Genomic DNA, 16,208 nt, shown 5'->3' with positions numbered 1-16,208 from the left:
GGGAGTCCGGACCCAATTGCTCCAGCATCGCAGGCCGCGTCGGGCCAAATGCTGCCCTGCCGTGGTCGTGTTTGCTACCTAAACCCGAACATATGTGGACCAGTCGGCAGTCGCTACGGCGTGACGCGACATAGCTTGGCGAATCTGGCCTGATCCTAACTTCGTTGGCTTTGCGGCCTCTCCGGCTTGAGGACCGCTCCGCCCTCGTTTTTGGACTAGAGTCCCGCTCACGTGGATATCCTATGAGAAGGGTCTACTGTGCAAACGGGTTAAGCCATCTTCCCAATGCCGCAAAAAGCGGCAACACTGCGGTGTGAATTCGAGGAGCCTTGCGCACATCGCATTGCTGCAATGCAATATACGGTATTCCAGTTTTCCGAAGTTATGATAAAACATACTTATCGAAACGGCGATCTCCTCCTCCCAAAGCCGTTAGATATGGGTCGGCAGCACTCCTCCTCCCAGCTGTCGATCAAGTTTATAAAGCCCGACGGATCCTCCCCCGTCGGGCTTTTCATTTGTCAGCCTTCCTGAAATTGCCGCTACTCGGCCGCTTTGCGAATAGCGGTCGAACTCAATGCCGATCGCGGGCCATGAATAAAGGTCCAGGCAGGGGCGGATTTTTTCCAGAGCACACGGGCATCGTCCTCATCGATACGGGCGAAGTCGAAGGTCTTTGCCATTTTCGACGAGAGATAGGAAAGCGTCGCCCCGGGTCGATCAATGACGGCGATCGGGAAGGTGCGCGCGATCTCTTGCCACTTTTGCCATTTGTGGAAGGCCTGCAGGCTGTCGGCACCCATGATCCAGATGAAATGGATGTTTGGATTGCGCGCCTTTACCCTGGCGAGTGTATTTGCCGTGTAACTGACGCCGAATGCCTGTTCGAATGCAGTCACCTTGATATGCGGATCGGTTGTGATCGCTTCGCTGAGTGCGATCCGCTCGGCAAGCGGCGCAAGATGATTGCGGTTCTTCAGCGGATTGCCAGGCGTCACCATCCACCAAAGTTGGTCGAGGCCGAGGCGCCGTATGGCGATCTCCGCAACCAGCGCATGCCCCTGGTGCGGTGGATTAAAGGATCCGCCGAAAAGACCGACGACCATGCCGCGCTCGGTGTGCGGCATCCGAAGGTAGCGACGGTCTATTTCGTCTGTCGTCACGTCAGGGCCGCGTTTGTCCGGTGCCGCGCACGCGGTATTTGAAGGAGGTAAGCTGCTCGACACCAACAGGACCGCGGGCATGCATCTTGCCCGTCGCAATGCCGATTTCCGCACCCATGCCAAACTCGCCGCCGTCGGCGAATTGTGTGGAAGCGTTGTGCAGCAAAATGGCCGAATCGATCTCGGTGAAGAATCGCTCGACGACGGCCGGATCATCCGCGATCACGGCTTCCGTATGGTTCGACGAATAGTTTTGGATATGTGCGATCGCGCCGGAAATGCCGTCCACGACGGCGACGGAAATGACTGCATCGAGATATTCGGTCGACCAATCCTCCTCGGTCGCCGGCTTCATGCCCGGGGCAACCTTCAACACCGTCGCGGATGCGCGGATTTCACAGCCGGCCTCGGCCAGCACTTCGAGAAGCGGTGTCAGATGCGTGCCGATTGCAGCGCCGTCGACAAGCAGGGTTTCCACGGCACCGCAGATGCCTGTGCGGCGCATCTTGGCGTTGACGATGATCCTCTTTGCCATTTCGATATCGGCAGACTTGTCTACATAGATGTGGCAAAGGCCTTCGAGGTGAGCAAAAACCGGCACGCGAGCTTCGTTCTGCACGCGGGCGACAAGGCTCTTGCCGCCGCGCGGCACGATGACGTCGATTGCATCTTCCAAGCCCCGCAGCATGGCGCCGACGGCGGCACGGTCCGAAACCGGAACGAGCTGTATGGCATGCTCCGGAAGATCGGCTGCCTTCAGCCCTTCAACGAGGCAGGCATGGATTGCCTGCGACGAACGGCGCGAATCCGAACCGCATCGCAGGATCACAGCATTGCCTGCCTTCAGGCAAAGCGCACCGGCATCTGCCGTCACATTCGGCCGGCTTTCGAAGATGACGCCGATGACGCCGAGAGGTGTGCGGACCCGCTCGATCTTCAGTCCGTTCGGCCGATCCCAGGCGGCGATCACTTCGCCGACCGGGTCCTTCAGCGCGGCAATCGCCCGAATGCCTTCCGCCATTTCCGTGATGCGCTGGTCATTCAGTGTCAGGCGGTCGATGAAGGAGGCAAGCATATCGGTGCCAGCGACATCCTTCAGATCCTTGGCGTTTTCGGCAAGGATGTGCTCCTTGCTTGCGAGGATCGCGTCGGCCATCGCATTCAGCGCCTTGTTCTTGGCCTCGGTGGACGCAAAGCCTAACGGTCGTGCCGCAGCCTTGGCCTTGCGGCCGATGTCGTTCATCAGCGCGTCAATGTCAGGGCTGTGCACAACGGTCTCAAGCATGGGCCGTGTCCTTCTTCTGTCTTTCCGATTTCGAATTTACCTGTGACGTCATCACCATATCGTCGCGATGGATCATGGCGGTACGGCCGGGATAACCGAGGATCGCTTCGATCTCCGTTGATTTGCGGCCAACGATCTGGCGGGCGTCTTCTGCGTCGTAGCTGACGAGGCCGCGGGCGATCTCGCGCCCAGAAGGGCCGATGATTGCCACGGTGTCCCCTCGGCTAAAAAGCCCGATCACCTTACGAACGCCGGCGGGAAGCAGGCTCTTGCCCGCACCCAGCGCCGTCACGGCGCCGTCGTCGACATGCAGTTCTCCGGCTGGCTGCAACTGACCTGCGATCCAGGTCTTGCGGGCGGTCACGGGGGTGCCGGAGGGTGCAAACCAAGAGGAACGTGCGCCGTTTGAAATCGCCGATAGCGGGCTATCCGTTTTGCCGGAAGCGATGATCATCGCGCAGCCCGACGTCGTCGCGATCTTGCCGGCGTCGATCTTCGTGCGCATGCCGCCGCGCGAAAGCTCGGAAGCGGCGCCGCCTGCCATGGCTTCGATCTCCGGAGTAATCTCGGCGATCGTCTCGAGGAATTCCGCCTCTGGATCGAGGTGCGGCGGCGCCGTATAAAGCCCATCGATATCGGATAGAAGGATCAGCAGGTCGGCGCCCGTCATCGTTGCGACACGGGCCGCGAGGCGATCATTGTCACCGTACCGGATTTCGCTGGTCGCGACGGTGTCGTTCTCATTGATGATCGGAACGGCGCCGATCTTCAGCAACTGGTTGATCGTGGCGCGGGCGTTCAAATAGCGGCGGCGTTCTTCGGTATCGCCGAGCGTCAGCAGGATTTGGCCCGCCACGATCTCATCGCGCGAAAGGCTTTCCGACCACGCACGCGCGAGCGAAATCTGGCCGACGGCTGCGGCCGCCTGGCTTTCCTCCAGTTTCAGCGCACCAGAAGGCAGATCCAGCACAGAGCGGCCGAGCGCGATAGCGCCCGAGGAAACGACGAGCACGTCCGCACCTCTTGCCTTCAGTGCGGCGATATCGGCGCACATTGCGTCCAGCCACGCGCTTCTCAGCCCGGTCTTGCGGTCAACAAGGAGTGCTGAGCCGATCTTGATGACGATGCGGCGGTAGCGTTCGAGCGGCTTACGCGTCGTCATCCGTTCTGTCCTCATCGGCAGCGATCATGTCGCGATGCCGCAGCTTCGGCGCTTTGGCCGGCTTCTCGCCGCCCGCATTCGCTTCGACAATGATGTCGCGCAGGGCTCGCAGAACCTCGGTCATGCCCTTGCCCGTTGCGGCCGAAATCTGGAACGGCGTCTTGCCGCAAGCCTTGGCGAGCTCCTTCGTCTTCTTCTTCAGCGTCGCGTCGTCGAGCACGTCGATTTGTGAGATCGCAACGATTTCCGCTTTGTCGGTCAGTTCGTTACCATAGGCCTCAAGCTCGTTCTTCACAGTCGTATAGGCTTTGCCAACCTTTTCCTCCTGCGCCGAGACCAGATGCAGCAGCACGCGGGTGCGCTCGACATGGCCGAGGAACCGGTCGCCGATGCCGACGCCCTCGTGCGCGCCTTCGATCAGCCCCGGGATGTCGGCGAGAATGAACTCCTGTCCGTCGATCGTTGCCACGCCGAGGTTCGGATGCAGGGTCGTGAAAGGATAGTTCGCGATCTTCGGCCGCGCGCGGGTGACTGCCGCCAGGAAAGTCGACTTTCCGGCATTGGGCAGACCGACGAGCCCGGCGTCCGCAATCAGCTTCAGATGCAGCCAGATCGTCTTTTCCTCGCCAGGCAGGCCGGGATTTGCCCAATCCGGTGCCTGATTGACCGAGGACTTGAAATGCGCATTCCCAAAGCCGCCGTTGCCGCCGGCGGCAAGCCGGAAACGCTGTCCTTCTTCCGTCAGGTCGCAGATCAGCGTTTCCTGGTCTTCTTCGAGCACCTGTGTTCCGACCGGGACCTTGAGCGTCACGTCATCGCCATTGGCGCCGGTGCGGTTTTTGCCCATGCCGTGCATGCCGATCTTGGCCTTGAAATGCTGCTGGTAGCGGAAGTCGATCAGCGTGTTGAGGCCGTTGACGGCTTCAACCCAGACATCGCCGCCGCGTCCGCCGTCGCCGCCGTCCGGTCCGCCGAACTCGATGAATTTCTCGCGCCGGAACGACACGCTGCCTGCGCCCCCGTCACCGGACCGGATATAGACCTTTGCTTCGTCGAGAAATTTCATTTTACTTCCATCATCGGTGGCTTTTTACGCGCCCCATCCTGCCGCTTTCGATATAGGCGGTTCAAGCTAAGGTCAAAGATTATCGTGAAGTTTGCGAGCTATAACATACAGTACGGCTTCGGTCTTGATGGGATTTATGATCTCGGCCGTATTGCGGAGAGTCTCGATGGAGCGGATATCATCGCGCTTCAGGAGGTGACCAGAGGCTTCTCGCGAAACGATTTTTCCGACATGGCGGCCGATCTCGCGGCCTTCTTTCCCAACCATTTCTGGGTCTATGGCCCGGCCTGCGATCTGCATGTCGACGCCGGTGAAGAGGGTTTTCCGCCGCGCGGCGCGCGCTTCCAGTTCGGCAACATGATCCTTTCGCGTTGGCCGATCCTGTCGGTGCGCACCCTGCTTTTGCCGCGCAGCCGCACAGTTTCGAAAATCAATCTGCAGCGTGGGGCGACCGAGGCCGTCATCGATACGCCGGAAGGCGCGCTTCGCGTCTATTCCGTTCATCTCGATCACGTTTCGCCCGACGAGCGTATCCGCCAGCTCGCCTATTTGAACGAGCGCATCAATGCGTTTCCGTTCGAGGGCGGTTGCGTGACGGGTGCCTGCGAATTCGAGATTGCGGATCTGCCGCTTCCGGAAGACTACGTCATCTTGGGCGACTTCAACATGGTGCCGGAATCGCCGGAATATTGCTCGTTTGCCGGGACGAAGGACGGATATTGCGGCCGCGTGCCACGCATCGGAACACCTGTCGATGCGCTGGCCGCACTCGAAGGCTATGCGCCCGCAAGCTATAGCTGGATGGACCCGAAGAATCACGGCAAGCGCATGCATCTCGATTACTGTTTTGTCAGTTGCGGCCTGCATGGCCGCCTGAAATCTGCTCATGTGGACACAGCTTCGGTGGGCTCCGACCATTTCCCTGTCTGGATCGAGATCGGCGGATAGGAAAGCACCGCAGCGCCGGCTGCGGTGCTTTTGTCTGGTCAGGCAGCCTTCGTGATCTGCAGAGCGCCGGGCTGAAGCACGGTTTCGACGTGCGAGACCATGGTGTTGCGGGCGAAGCTGTAGATCTCCACGCATCCCGTCATCCGGAAACCGAGCTTCTCCTGCAATCTCAGCGAGGCTGGATTGTCCGCGAACACGCCCGAATGAACGGCGCTTTCCGGCATCCGCCGGGAGAAGCGCTCCAGCACGGCTGCGACAGCCTCGCTCATATAGCCGCGCCGCCAAGAGTAGCGGTTCAGCCAGTAGCCAAGGTGCCAGCGGCCGTGGCGGAGCTCGACGGAGACGACGCCCAAATGCGTGTCGTCGCCATCGGTGACCGCCAAGTGCCAATCCGGCAGACTGCCGGACGTCACGGGAACCAGCCAATCAAGCGCGTCCTGCCTGTCATAGGGCGCGGGCACGCGGGCAAGCATGCGGGTGATTGCGAAGTCGGACAGCGATTCCGCAATCGCATTCGCATCGGCCAACCTGTGCGGGCGGAGCGTCAGCCGGGGCGTGGTGACGACCGGCACGGGGCCGGGCGTCACTTGCTCGCTCTTGGGTCGCTGCAAGATGGCGGCGCTCATCACAGGCTCCCCCAACTTCTCAGCGACATCCAGGTCTTGCGGTCGAGCCGGTACCATTCCACAGGCACGTTGCTGCCGAGCGCCAGAGACGCGGCAAGGCCTGAGCCCTGGAACTGGAAGCCGCACTTCTGGATAACCCGCCGTGATGCGATGTTCATCACCCGGCAACGGGCATCGATCTGATCGACGTTTTCGCGCGTGCGAAAGACCATATCGACCAGAGCGTGGCATGCTTCGGTCGTATAGCCTTGGTTCCAATAGGGTTCACCGAGCCAATAGCCGATTTCGACGGTACGCCCGTCTGCATGCGGCTCAACTCCGCAGCATCCCATGAAGGCGCCGTTTTCAGCTTTGGTGATGGCATAGACGCACTTACCAATCTCGCCATTCTTCGTCCGACGCACGAAGTCGGCTGCATCATTGGCGGTATATGGGTGCGGCATACGCGATACCATTGTGGCGACTTTGGCGTTGTTGGCGAGATGGGAAAGGGCGTCAATGTCTTCCTCGTGGGGCGCGCGCATGACGAGCCTTTCCGATAACAAGACAGGGCAATCGGTCCTTAACCGCTCCGGCCTCAGCCGTTCTTGGGGTGACCGTGATTGGTCAACCCTTATCAGTTCGCCTTGCATGTTCAGTCCTCCTTATGGACAAAGAAAAAGGGGAGATGGCGCCCCATCTCCCCTGTTTTCTGGACTGAACCTGGTACGGCCAGCCGGGTCGATGAGACGCCGGCTGTTTTTGAGCGCTACCGGCTTATTCCGCTGCTTCCGCTTTCGGCATTACAGACACGTACACGCGACCATTGGCCTTCGTTCGGTAGTCCACATTGCCTGCCGTAAGCGCAAAAATGGTGTGGTCCTTCCCGAGGCCGACATTGGCGCCCGGATGCCACTGCGTACCGCGCTGACGCACGATAATGTTGCCTGCGATGACGGCTTCGCCGCCGAACTTCTTCACGCCAAGGCGCTTGGATTCGGAATCACGACCGTTACGCGACGAACCGCCAGCTTTTTTGTGTGCCATTGGAGTTCTCCTTTAAACCTTTAGTCCCGTGATCTTACTTGGCAGCCACGATGTCCGTGATGCGGACGACCGTATGATGCTGGCGATGGCCGCGCGAACGCTTCGAGTTCTGACGGCGGCGCTTCTTGAAGGCGATGACCTTCTTGCCGCGGTTGTGCTCGACCACTTCGGCCTTGACGGAAGCGCCCTTGATGAAGGGAGCACCAATCGCAGCGTCGGCGCCTTCGCCGATTACGAGGACTTCGGTGAATTCGATGGAGTCGCCAGCGGTTGCTTCAAGCTTCTCGATGGTCAGCACGTCGTTGGCTGCCACACGGTACTGCTTACCGCCGGTCTTGATGACTGCGAACATTTTTGATCCTTTCATGTTCGATCCAGCTCTCCCCGCAAACCGCAGGTGGCTGTCTTCTTATCAGTCGAAGTTAAGCAGGGATTTCAGGGCGTTCGCCCGGAACTCTGTCTGCCGGTGAAACCCCGCGCGGGCGCGAGGCTGGCAAGGCGCGGACTTCTCCATGCCTATTGCGTGAGCGAGATACGCGAGTGTCAAAAAGCTGTCAAGGCAAAAGGATGAAAAGCTTTACAATTTCGTCTTGCCAGCCTGCCTTTTGATCGCTATGAGACAGCCCGCGCGAAACAAGCGCCAACCAGCACCGCGGAGAGGTGGCAGAGTGGTTGAATGCACCGCACTCGAAATGCGGCATGCCTGCAAGGGCATCGGGGGTTCGAATCCCCCCCTCTCCGCCAGATTTTTTTTGAAATCAAATGGTTGTGAAGCCTCGGCATCTGCCTAGAGCTTTTGCCGTTGAGTGGCTACGATCACAAATCATCGCAGGGCCACGCTGACGGCCCGTCCGTTGTGGTTGGGCGCTATGCAAGCCGCTGCGATGTGATTCAGCCGAAGCTCTCGACTGCCCTCTCAATCCCGGGCCGGGCCTTCGCCAGGTCATCGCGGTTCATGACCGCCTTGATCTCAACACTGGCATCAAACGCAAGGAACCATGGCTCAGCAACGGCCGGCATCTCCGAGGTGTCCGTCATGTCGAAGAAAATCAGGCCCGTTCTTTTCCCGTCGAATTCAGTGAAGTAGGCCGCTTCGGGTTTGAGATCAGCAAGGATGGATTGAATCTTGGTGACGAGGCTGCCGTCTTTGATTGCTGCGTTTCCCTTGTCAACGGGAAGCGAAGCTTTGAGCATCATTCGCATTTCTATTCTCCTTTTTCCTGCATATGTGGCGTTCAGCGACCCTCATGCCCGACGAGCGGGTCGAGGAGGCCGTGCTTTACGCTGCTTTAAGCATCTCCGTATATAAGAATACGATGAGATACGTCATCGCTGCTTTTATTCTAGCGTGTTTCGTTACCTGGGATTTTGCTGAGAAAAAGGGATCCTTCTCTTTGGCGGCTCTGGATACCATCACTCATTATGCGAAGCAGCCATCTCGAATTCTACAAAGGCTAGCGCCTCGATAATAAGTAGCGCACGCTCCCTTATTCCATACGCATTGGAATCTCGGAGATTTGGATTTTCTAACTTGCGTTCGGGATTTCTGCCGCCTCCATAGTTCAGAGGCCGATGGCAAGCACAAGTGCGCCGGCGCAGTATGAAGCCCCGCTGTAGGCTACGTTGAACCAGAAATCCTCCCGTTCTCAATCAACCGCGATTTGCCTCGGGCGCTGATCTGGGACACAGCGGGAGGCACTTGTCATCCAAGAACGCAGTAGCAGTTCGAAGCACGTAACGCTTTTATTAGATATTAGATATACGCTTACAAGGAGAAGTATTAGCAGACGTGAGGAGTCGCTAATCGTGGTTCTGCGTATTCGAAAATCCTTGCTTCGCAAAGGAATGTATATTGAAGCGGTAGAATGCGCTGACTTGGAGTTCTCCGGACGACGCTTCCTGCTTGAAACGGATTCCGCCCTGCATTCCATACTCGCCTCTTCGGCGGAATACGTTCTGATCAACCGTGCAAAAAGCAATGTCGATTGCGGCTTGCCTGTTTCCCGCCAGCCGGACGAACACGTCCAGCCCAAGTCTCTGCGTGAATCAGACCAGCGCACACGGATCCAGCATGCGGTATCTCAAGTAACCGCGACTTTGCGGGACGGTTTTGACGAGATCAAATCAGGCAAGTTCGATATCGATCGATTCGCCCCCGCCGCCATGAACATCACCGCTTCCTTAATCGCCTCGCCCCATGTCTTGGTCGAGGTCACGCGGCTAAAGACCAAGGATGAGGGAACTTATATCCACTCGCTCGCGGTCAGCGGGCTCATGACGGGGCTCGGCCACCTGTCGGACCTGGGAGAGGAAACGACAAGGGAATTAACCATAGCCGGGCTGTTGCATGATCTTGGCAAGTTGCTGATACCCAACGCTATCCTCAACAAGAGCGGACAGCTGACAGACGCCGAGCGGCATGTAATGCGCACCCATCCTGAGCGTGGCTACCTCCGCCTTAAGCAGCATCCGGAGGTATCTGACCTGATTCTCGAAATCTGCCGATTTCACCACGAAGCCCTTGACGGAAGCGGCTACCCGCTTGGCCTTCGAGCTGATCGACTGAGTTTACCTGTTCGCATATGCACCGTGTGCGACGTGTTTGACGCCCTTACGAGCGTCCGCCCCTACAAGCGCGCATGGACCAGCACAGAAGCGCTGAAGTGGATGTTCGATAGGGGACATCTCTTCGACAGGAGACTGGTCCTGCGGCTCGGAAGTCTGCTTAACTAAGTGCAGTTTGGTCTGATGGTTTGCCGAGGAGAAAACCCGTTCCAGGAGTTCAAAAGTCGATCCGGCTCGCCGAGCAGTGAAAAAAGGCATGCGAGATTTAATAGGTGAGGATGCCGGGATAATCCTTTGGCTCACCTCCCGGGGGCTTCCTACGCGCGATCTTCAACATCCGCTGGAGATCACATGGCGACAATCAGAAAACTAAGAGGGCGCCTGGCTGGTGCCGATGCAGATGATCCTTCGTCACTGTCCTGCGGCCGCCCAGAATCCGGTCTTCTTCGCGTGCTTGCCCCTCAGATCTGCAACATAGCCGGGATGTGAGGCAAAAGTGTCGAAGTCGCTAATCTTCGTCGACAGTCGCTCACATTCAACGAGATGTCGCGCGGCAAAGCGATAGCGACTGGATTTCGCTCGATCGAGCGTAAAGTCAATCATAGCCCGCAGGACGATGGTCGCTGCCAACGGATACTTCTCCTGCAGATGCTCGGACGCCGGTGTCAAAAGTTCGTAGTGATCGCCATCAAGTTCGGCTGCACGCGCGCGAATGAGCGTCGCAGCCCTGTCGAGCGCCGGCCATGACAGCAGGAAGGCGAGCGCCTGGTGGACATCCGAGAAGTGGCTCACACAATCGAAGGCGTTTTCCTCTGCTTCGAGATCATCGAAATCCGGTAGGCGCTTCAGAAAAGCTCGCAGGTGCCGCTCGTTCAGCGATTGTTGCCAGCGAAAGGCCTGCGCTTCGTCCCTCCGCCCCAGAGCTTCAAGCACATCGAGGCGGGCTTTTTCCCACTCGAACGGGGATTGTCGGCCCTTCATCTCAATGCGATTGATGGCATCCCATGCCTCTCCGGCCCGGCCCGCCTTCAGCAGTCGCTGGGCGATTTCTGCCGCAATCATCGGCACGGATCTCGCCTGCTCGCTCTGCTGCGCGATGAAGGCATCAACGTCGCCCTGGGCATCGGCTATCTGCTCCAATGCTGACCTGATGGTTCTGTCGCGATGGCGGAGATTGAATTCGTCTTCGTAAACCGGGCCACTGCTTGGCCAACCGATCACGACAAGGCCTGCCTCAGTCGGCGTATCGACCGGCGCTTTTGCCCAATCGTCGAACAACGACTTCAGCCGGTCGAGGCCTTCCGCACCCAGCGCCGGCGACAGATTCTCGATCAGGCGATCATACTGTCCGTGGTCATTGTCCTGCAGCGCGCGGAAAGTTTGTTCGCCGAGCAGGCGCGGGTGCGGTCTTGCCGCGCTCGCTATCGTGCCCAGATCAACGCCGGCCTGATGAAAGACATCCATGATCGTGCCGTTGCCATCGTCACATCGCTCGAAAATCGAACGCGCCAGGCCCATGAAGCGCCACATCACCTCCAGCGCCTCGTCCGGATCGCTGCTGGCGATCGTATCAACGATCACGTGCCGCTGCGTCTCCAGATCGCTCTTCAAGGCCTTCACCCGGCGCCAGTTGATCATGGAGCGGGAGCGCTCGATCGATGAAAGCCGCTTTGTTACTTCCCTTGCTTCAGCGCTGCTCTGCGTTCCGGCGAGCTCGATCCGCAGCCGGCGTTTGGTCGCGGCGCTGCCCGTGCTGATCTCGATCAGCAACTCGGCCAGCCTCTCGGCGCCCAGCAACTCCAGGTTTTTGGCGTTCAGCGTCGTTTTCGGTGCCATCCATTTTTCCAAGGTATCAAGAGCGAGGAACCATACAGGTCGCTGGCATCCGGGCCAACAGAGGGTTCCACCTCTCGACGGCGCCTCTCCCTTGGTTGAGATCGATGAGTGCCGGGTAATCCTTGGTTCCCCTCCAAGGGCATCCCGCGCTTGATCCTTCAATATTCATTGGAGATCGCATGAAGACGATCGAAAGTTCAGAGGACGCTGGCAAGCTCAGGCATAATGATGAATTGAAGCACTCGACGCGCTTAGCCATTGCGCTGGCCTTCTTTGCCGTATCCAGGTCGCAATCGCTGGCGAGCCGTTCTGAACTCAAACATCGCAAACCGATAGTCCTCGTAAACGAGGTTGATCTCGCGGACTCGCAACTAGGTTTCCGGCGGTTGGGTAATATGTCGGGTAAGCGCCTTGCCCAAAACGAACAACCCTCTGTTAACGAGTTGCGTTCAGATTAATATCACCGCCTTTCTAGTGGATGATCCGCCTTGTCTATTGATTTTGAGCGCTCCTGGCCGCGTTGCAGGTGTGCCGGACGGAACATTATACGCCATGGAAATGCAAAACATTATCTTTTACCTCCCGTCGAGCCTTTTCCTTATCATGGCTTTCGTCTTTCTTCTTCTATGGCGTATTGGACTTTCTTCGTCATGGCAGTGGGGAGCGGGCTTCGCGCAGACCGCGAGCGGCTTTGCTCTCTCGTCGTTTCCGATTGAACCGACATTCGACCAATTTACCTCAGGCATTTTATACATTGGCGCGGCTTACTCTTATGGCAGCGCGATCCTTATTCATTTTGAACAACCTTTGTGGCAATGGACGCGGCGCGCACTGGCAATAGGCTTTTTGGCACCGCATACCTATCTCGTCTTGATCATCCCTAGTCTGCGCTGGGACCTGTTCCTGATTGAGATCGTGTTTGCCTGCCTACTCGGATCGACCATCTGGCTTGGCGCAAGTAGGGCAAAGTTCGCAGCAGACGTTGCGTTCATTATCGCGAGCTCACTTGTGGTGATCGATTGTCTCGTGAGAGGCGTGGTTTTCACCTTTCTCATCCAGACCAGCGACGAGATGGCTGACTTCCTGCACTCTGCCTACAATCTTTCCGTCCACGTTTCGACGATAACCGTCTGCATGCTCTTTCCGTTCTCGGCAATCGCAGCAATGACCGCTGCTGCCGTCAACAGACACCGTAATGCCGCGGAGCAGGATCCGCTGACCAGTCTCTTGAACCGTCGAGGTTTTGAGCAGGCCACTCAAAGATCGAGCGGGGGAACGCTGCTCACCGGCGCGATCATTGTTTGCGACATCGATCATTTCAAGAAAATCAACGATAGCTTCGGCCATGCAACCGGCGATCACGTCATTGTTGAAGTTTCGAAAGAGCTGTTAAAAATCCAAAATCAAAAGACGCATATCGCGCGCTTTGGCGGAGAAGAGTTTGTAATTTTTGTTTTGGACGCATCAGAAATAGAAGTTGCTCAGATTGCAGAGACGTTGAGAGAAAAGATTGCGACCCGACGCTGGGTCGACTTAGGTTTCGATCGCAAAGTCACAGCAAGCTTTGGTGTCGCAGAGTTGGATCTTTCCGACTTCTCAGTGGATGCCGCAATCGATCGAGCTGATCGAGCCCTCTATCTCGCGAAACTTGCCGGGCGCAACCAGGTGGCCTTGGCATCGTCTATTCAGGAAAAACACTTGGGATCAGCCGGTGCGATGAAAAGCAAGACCGCGCGGCCGTCTAGCAGACACACAGCCGCAAGCGTCTAACGCACAAAAGATCGAAATCTCCACGTCTTCGATTGCCAGCGCGACGGATGTAGCGTGGCCCACAGTGGTCGATATAGCCCACAGCTACTTCCTAGGGCGTCCTGCGCAATCCCAACAACCCGTTGGAGATCACATGGCGACCATCGGTAAGCTAAGAGGCGGTGGCAAGTGCACGGTGCTTGGGCTTGTAACTTGCTCCAAATGTCAATTTAAGCTGATGATCTTCGCCGGCGAAAAACTCGGGAGCTTCTTGACGCCGCTCACCATGCCTTTGCCCAGGGGCAGGCAGGCAGTGTGTACGGTCGCCAAATGTATGAGGTCATGCATTATTGGGACGACGATCATCCTGAGTGGGATGCAGAGCAACACGCCTTCGCGGCGGCGTGGCGGAGCCAGCCGAAATGGGTCGTCTCGCGCTCGTTGAAATCGGTCGGCCCCAACGCCACGCTTGTTGAGGATGATCTCGAGGGCGCGATCCGTGAGCTGAAGGCCGAGCGCGCCGGGGAGATCGAAGTTGCTGGCCCAGCCTTGGCGCGAAGCCTCACCAAACTTGGCCTGATCGATGAGTATCGGATCTACCTGCACCCCGTCGTGCTTGGCCACGGCAAGCCATATTTCGCCGGACCCCGGCCGCCGCTCCGCCTTATGACTAATGATCGGATTGGCGAGGACGTGATCAGGTTGACCTACGTCCCTGCTTGATCTCGTGACTCGTCGGATTGAAATCGCTGCCGAAGTCTGGTTTGGGTTATCGTAGCGCTACAGCGTAGGAGTAGTGCTCATCTTCATCGGGCGTGGCCCGCCACGATTCAGTCCAACGTTCTGTTTTTTCTAGAGTTTTTTGCTCTGTGGTGCCGCAGCCCATCGTCTGGCTCCATCGGAGCAACTTTCTTTAGAAATCCGTCAGAAAACTACCTGTTCCGGAGCTTTCAGGTTCGAAGCGGAGCGGCAGCTTCGCGCCCCACATCCGGACCTTGCTGGGGATGCCGCGAAAGTCACCTCTCGATCCGAAGGGTCCGTTTGTCGCACGGTCATCCACGTGACGCCATGACCCTGAGCCGACCTCCATCGATCGCTTTCATTGCGATTGGGGACGTTCGCGGAACGGATGCCAATTGGAAACGTTTCCTCGCCTCTACCTCGAATGCCTGCCTGCGATCGGCCTAGAATGGGATGCTGCCATATGGTTCGGCAGCCAGCGAGGACTCGCGGAACCAGAAACTCTCATCCCGCCGAGCGGGATCAAGAGCTGAGGCGGGTATTCTAGTAAACGTGGAGAACGCGACGATGCGTCGCTAGGTGATGGTCTTAGAGAGCAAGATGACTAACCAACCTGGTCGAAATGATTTAGCCGGCGAAAACATTGTGACAGTGTTCGGCGGAACGGGCTTCCTCGGGCGGCGAATCGTAACCAGGCTTCTGGACAAGGCTGTTGATGTACGTGCCATCTCGCGCCATCCGCACAAATATAAGTTGGACAACGTGTCCGGTAAGAGGCCATCTCAGGAGATCGAGGCGGACATACTCGATTCATCCTCGATCGCCGCTGCCGTGGCTGGATCTCGCGCGGTTGTGAATGCGGTCAGCCTTTATGTCGAGCGCGGTGAGCAGACCTTCGAGCGTGTCCATGTAGAAGCCGCGGCCGATCTGGCGACCGCGTCGCGGGATGCAGGCGTCGAGATGTTCGTCCAGATTTCGGGCATTGGATCGGATCCGAAATCCCGTTCGAATTACATCCGGGCCCGGGGCCGCGGCGAGGAGGTGGTGAAGGCGGCGTTTCCAGGCGCGGTGATCGTCCGTCCCTCTGTAATGGCGGGACCCGACGACACGTTCATCACAACGATCGCGAGGCTGGTGCGCATCCTCCCGATCTATCCGCTGTTTGGAGAAGGCGGCACTCGGTTGCAGCCGGTTTATGTCGAGGACGTGGCGGAAGCCGTGAGCCGCTTGGCCTCAGGACAGTATTCCACGGATGCTTCGATCTTCGAGTGCGCCGGTCCGCGCATTTATTCGTATCGGGAACTCGTCCAAGAGATCGCCACTCAACTCAACGCGCGAAGCAGGCTTGTGCCCGTGCCATTCGCGGTATGGAGCATAGTGGCGACTGCTGCGGAGTTTCTTCCCGCCGTGTCCCTAACGCGCAACCAAGTCGATCTCATGCGGCGTGACAATGTCGCGGCAAACGATCTTCCGGGCCTGGAAGAACTGGGCATCCAATCCCGCGGCATCGAGGAACTCGTCCATATGATTGAGCACGAGGCTTGAGCCGGAACCTCGCGAGCAACCTGTTGCTGCTCGCGAGGTATGACTCAACAGGAGGAATACAGCCATGGCCAGATGCGACCAGTGAAAACGCGGCGCCTATCTGGTGAACACCGCGCGCGGCAAGATCCGCGATCGCAACGCTGTTGCCAGAGCATTGGAAAGCGGTCAGCTGGCCGGCTATGCGGGGGATGTCTGGTTTCCGCAACCGTCGCCGCAAGAACATCCGTGCCGGACCATGCCCCATCACGGGATGACGCCGCACATTTCCGGAACCTCGTTGTCCGCGCAGGCGCGGTGCGCGGCCGGAACGCGGGAGATTCTCGAATGCTGGTTCGAAGGACGGCCCATTCTCGAGGAATACCTGATCGTCGACGGAGGACGGCTCGCCGCCGCCGGCGCACATTCGTATAGTGCCGGTGATATGACGGGCCGGTCCGAAGAAGCGGCCCGCTTCAAGAACAAATGATCTCGGCGGGCTGACCTAGACACAACGGCG

At 58.2% G+C, this 16,208-nt stretch carries 15 protein-coding genes, 1 tRNA gene and 2 pseudogenes; 8 read left to right on the top strand and 10 right to left on the bottom strand.

The features are described from left to right. Positions 1-542: 542 nt before the first annotated feature. The 4 genes from QA644_RS18905 to obgE are packed head-to-tail and all read right to left on the bottom strand — an operon-like array spanning position 543 to position 4,676. Positions 543-1,127: a nicotinate-nucleotide adenylyltransferase gene (locus QA644_RS18905; RefSeq protein WP_022717534.1), complete on the bottom strand. Its 585-nt coding sequence runs from the start codon at positions 1,125-1,127 to the stop codon at positions 543-545. 37 nt (positions 1,128-1,164) lie between these two features. Further along, entirely contained in the window at positions 1,165-2,448 is a 1,284-nt protein-coding gene (locus tag QA644_RS18900; protein WP_283070023.1) for a glutamate-5-semialdehyde dehydrogenase, read from the bottom strand. Beyond that, the gene (gene proB, locus QA644_RS18895) at positions 2,441-3,610 is read right to left on the bottom strand and encodes a glutamate 5-kinase (protein ID WP_283070021.1); all 1,170 of its coding nucleotides are present in this window, start codon (positions 3,608-3,610) and stop codon (positions 2,441-2,443) included. The genes QA644_RS18900 and proB overlap by 8 nt, the downstream gene beginning before the upstream one ends. Next, on the bottom strand, positions 3,597-4,676 hold the full coding sequence (gene obgE / locus QA644_RS18890; RefSeq protein ID WP_283070019.1) for a GTPase ObgE: 1,080 nt from the start codon (positions 4,674-4,676) through the stop codon (positions 3,597-3,599). Before obgE ends, proB begins: the two co-directional genes overlap by 14 nt. Positions 4,677-4,760: 84 nt before the next feature. Between obgE and QA644_RS18885 the strand changes: the two genes are divergently transcribed. Further along, positions 4,761-5,624 carry an endonuclease/exonuclease/phosphatase family protein gene (locus QA644_RS18885; protein ID WP_283070017.1) on the top strand — a complete coding sequence of 288 codons (864 nt, stop codon included), beginning with the start codon at positions 4,761-4,763 and terminating at the stop codon, positions 5,622-5,624. A gap of 38 nt (positions 5,625-5,662) precedes the next feature. On the opposite strand, the gene QA644_RS18880 is transcribed toward QA644_RS18885, so the two are convergent. The 4 genes from QA644_RS18880 to rplU all read right to left on the bottom strand — a co-directional run bounded on the left by QA644_RS18880 (position 5,663) and on the right by rplU (position 7,628). Next, positions 5,663-6,250 carry a GNAT family N-acetyltransferase gene (locus QA644_RS18880; RefSeq protein ID WP_283070015.1) on the bottom strand — a complete coding sequence of 196 codons (588 nt, stop codon included), beginning with the start codon at positions 6,248-6,250 and terminating at the stop codon, positions 5,663-5,665. After that, positions 6,250-6,882 carry a GNAT family protein gene (locus QA644_RS18875; RefSeq protein ID WP_028740006.1) on the bottom strand — a complete coding sequence of 211 codons (633 nt, stop codon included), beginning with the start codon at positions 6,880-6,882 and terminating at the stop codon, positions 6,250-6,252. Before QA644_RS18875 ends, QA644_RS18880 begins: the two co-directional genes overlap by 1 nt. A gap of 124 nt (positions 6,883-7,006) precedes the next feature. After that, positions 7,007-7,276: a 50S ribosomal protein L27 gene (gene rpmA, locus QA644_RS18870; protein WP_022717527.1), complete on the bottom strand. Its 270-nt coding sequence runs from the start codon at positions 7,274-7,276 to the stop codon at positions 7,007-7,009. Positions 7,277-7,310: 34 nt separating this feature from the next. Then, complete coding sequence (rplU, locus tag QA644_RS18865) at positions 7,311-7,628, bottom strand: 50S ribosomal protein L21 (protein WP_283070009.1); 318 nt, start codon at positions 7,626-7,628, stop codon at positions 7,311-7,313. Positions 7,629-7,930: 302 nt separating this feature from the next. Between rplU and QA644_RS18860 the strand changes: the two genes are divergently transcribed. Continuing rightward, positions 7,931-8,020: transfer RNA gene (locus QA644_RS18860), tRNA-Ser, on the top strand. A 147-nt stretch (positions 8,021-8,167) separates the two neighbouring features. Here the strand turns inward: QA644_RS18860 and QA644_RS18855 are convergent. Continuing rightward, positions 8,168-8,479 carry a hypothetical protein gene (locus QA644_RS18855; RefSeq protein WP_283070007.1) on the bottom strand — a complete coding sequence of 104 codons (312 nt, stop codon included), beginning with the start codon at positions 8,477-8,479 and terminating at the stop codon, positions 8,168-8,170. A gap of 603 nt (positions 8,480-9,082) precedes the next feature. Between QA644_RS18855 and QA644_RS18850 the strand changes: the two genes are divergently transcribed. Beyond that, positions 9,083-10,009, top strand: a complete 927-nt coding sequence (locus QA644_RS18850) for an HD-GYP domain-containing protein (RefSeq protein WP_283070005.1) — start codon at positions 9,083-9,085, stop codon at positions 10,007-10,009. Between the two features lie 243 nt (positions 10,010-10,252). On the opposite strand, the gene QA644_RS18845 is transcribed toward QA644_RS18850, so the two are convergent. After that, a complete protein-coding gene (locus QA644_RS18845; protein WP_283070003.1) occupies positions 10,253-11,677 on the bottom strand; it encodes a DUF6880 family protein in 1,425 nt (474 codons plus the stop codon). A gap of 179 nt (positions 11,678-11,856) precedes the next feature. Between QA644_RS18845 and QA644_RS18840 the strand changes: the two genes are divergently transcribed. The 5 genes and pseudogenes from QA644_RS18840 to QA644_RS18820 form a co-directional block, all read left to right on the top strand. Then, on the top strand, positions 11,857-12,135 hold the full coding sequence (locus tag QA644_RS18840) for a hypothetical protein (protein ID WP_283070001.1): 279 nt from the start codon (positions 11,857-11,859) through the stop codon (positions 12,133-12,135). 94 nt (positions 12,136-12,229) lie between these two features. After that, positions 12,230-13,447, top strand: a complete 1,218-nt coding sequence (locus QA644_RS18835; protein ID WP_283069999.1) for a GGDEF domain-containing protein — start codon at positions 12,230-12,232, stop codon at positions 13,445-13,447. Positions 13,448-13,720: 273 nt separating this feature from the next. Continuing rightward, a pseudogene (locus QA644_RS18830) lies at positions 13,721-14,149 on the top strand (dihydrofolate reductase family protein); the annotation flags it as partial. Positions 14,150-14,767: 618 nt separating this feature from the next. Then, on the top strand, positions 14,768-15,712 hold the full coding sequence (locus tag QA644_RS18825; protein ID WP_283069997.1) for a complex I NDUFA9 subunit family protein: 945 nt from the start codon (positions 14,768-14,770) through the stop codon (positions 15,710-15,712). An 85-nt stretch (positions 15,713-15,797) separates the two neighbouring features. Beyond that, positions 15,798-16,178: pseudogene (locus tag QA644_RS18820) on the top strand (NAD(P)-dependent oxidoreductase); the annotation flags it as partial. Positions 16,179-16,208: the final 30 nt, after the last annotated feature.

Origin of the sequence: Rhizobium sp. CC1099 (assembly GCF_029714385.1) — a bacterium.
Taxonomy (GTDB): domain Bacteria; phylum Pseudomonadota; class Alphaproteobacteria; order Rhizobiales; family Rhizobiaceae; genus Rhizobium.
The sequence above is the reverse complement of the archived record's forward strand: the minus strand, read 5'-3'. Positions and strand labels throughout refer to the sequence as shown.

Excerpts from the sequence above, each read along its gene's own strand:
- obgE (WP_283070019.1), bottom strand. The coding sequence starts at position 4,676 with ATGAAATTTCTCGACGAAGCAAAGGTCTATATCCGGTCCGGTGACGGG.
- QA644_RS18900 (WP_283070023.1), bottom strand. The coding sequence starts at position 2,448 with ATGCTTGAGACCGTTGTGCACAGCCCTGACATTGACGCGCTGATGAAC.
- QA644_RS18905 (WP_022717534.1), bottom strand. The coding sequence starts at position 1,127 with ATGCCGCACACCGAGCGCGGCATGGTCGTCGGTCTTTTCGGCGGATCC.
- proB (WP_283070021.1), bottom strand. The coding sequence starts at position 3,610 with ATGACGACGCGTAAGCCGCTCGAACGCTACCGCCGCATCGTCATCAAG.
- QA644_RS18840 (WP_283070001.1), top strand. The coding sequence starts at position 11,857 with ATGAAGACGATCGAAAGTTCAGAGGACGCTGGCAAGCTCAGGCATAAT.
- QA644_RS18880 (WP_283070015.1), bottom strand. The coding sequence starts at position 6,250 with ATGAGCGCCGCCATCTTGCAGCGACCCAAGAGCGAGCAAGTGACGCCC.
- QA644_RS18825 (WP_283069997.1), top strand. The coding sequence starts at position 14,768 with ATGACTAACCAACCTGGTCGAAATGATTTAGCCGGCGAAAACATTGTG.
- QA644_RS18875 (WP_028740006.1), bottom strand. The coding sequence starts at position 6,882 with ATGCAAGGCGAACTGATAAGGGTTGACCAATCACGGTCACCCCAAGAA.
- QA644_RS18855 (WP_283070007.1), bottom strand. The coding sequence starts at position 8,479 with ATGCGAATGATGCTCAAAGCTTCGCTTCCCGTTGACAAGGGAAACGCA.
- rplU (WP_283070009.1), bottom strand. The coding sequence starts at position 7,628 with ATGTTCGCAGTCATCAAGACCGGCGGTAAGCAGTACCGTGTGGCAGCC.
- QA644_RS18835 (WP_283069999.1), top strand. The coding sequence starts at position 12,230 with ATGGAAATGCAAAACATTATCTTTTACCTCCCGTCGAGCCTTTTCCTT.
- QA644_RS18845 (WP_283070003.1), bottom strand. The coding sequence starts at position 11,677 with ATGGCACCGAAAACGACGCTGAACGCCAAAAACCTGGAGTTGCTGGGC.
- rpmA (WP_022717527.1), bottom strand. The coding sequence starts at position 7,276 with ATGGCACACAAAAAAGCTGGCGGTTCGTCGCGTAACGGTCGTGATTCC.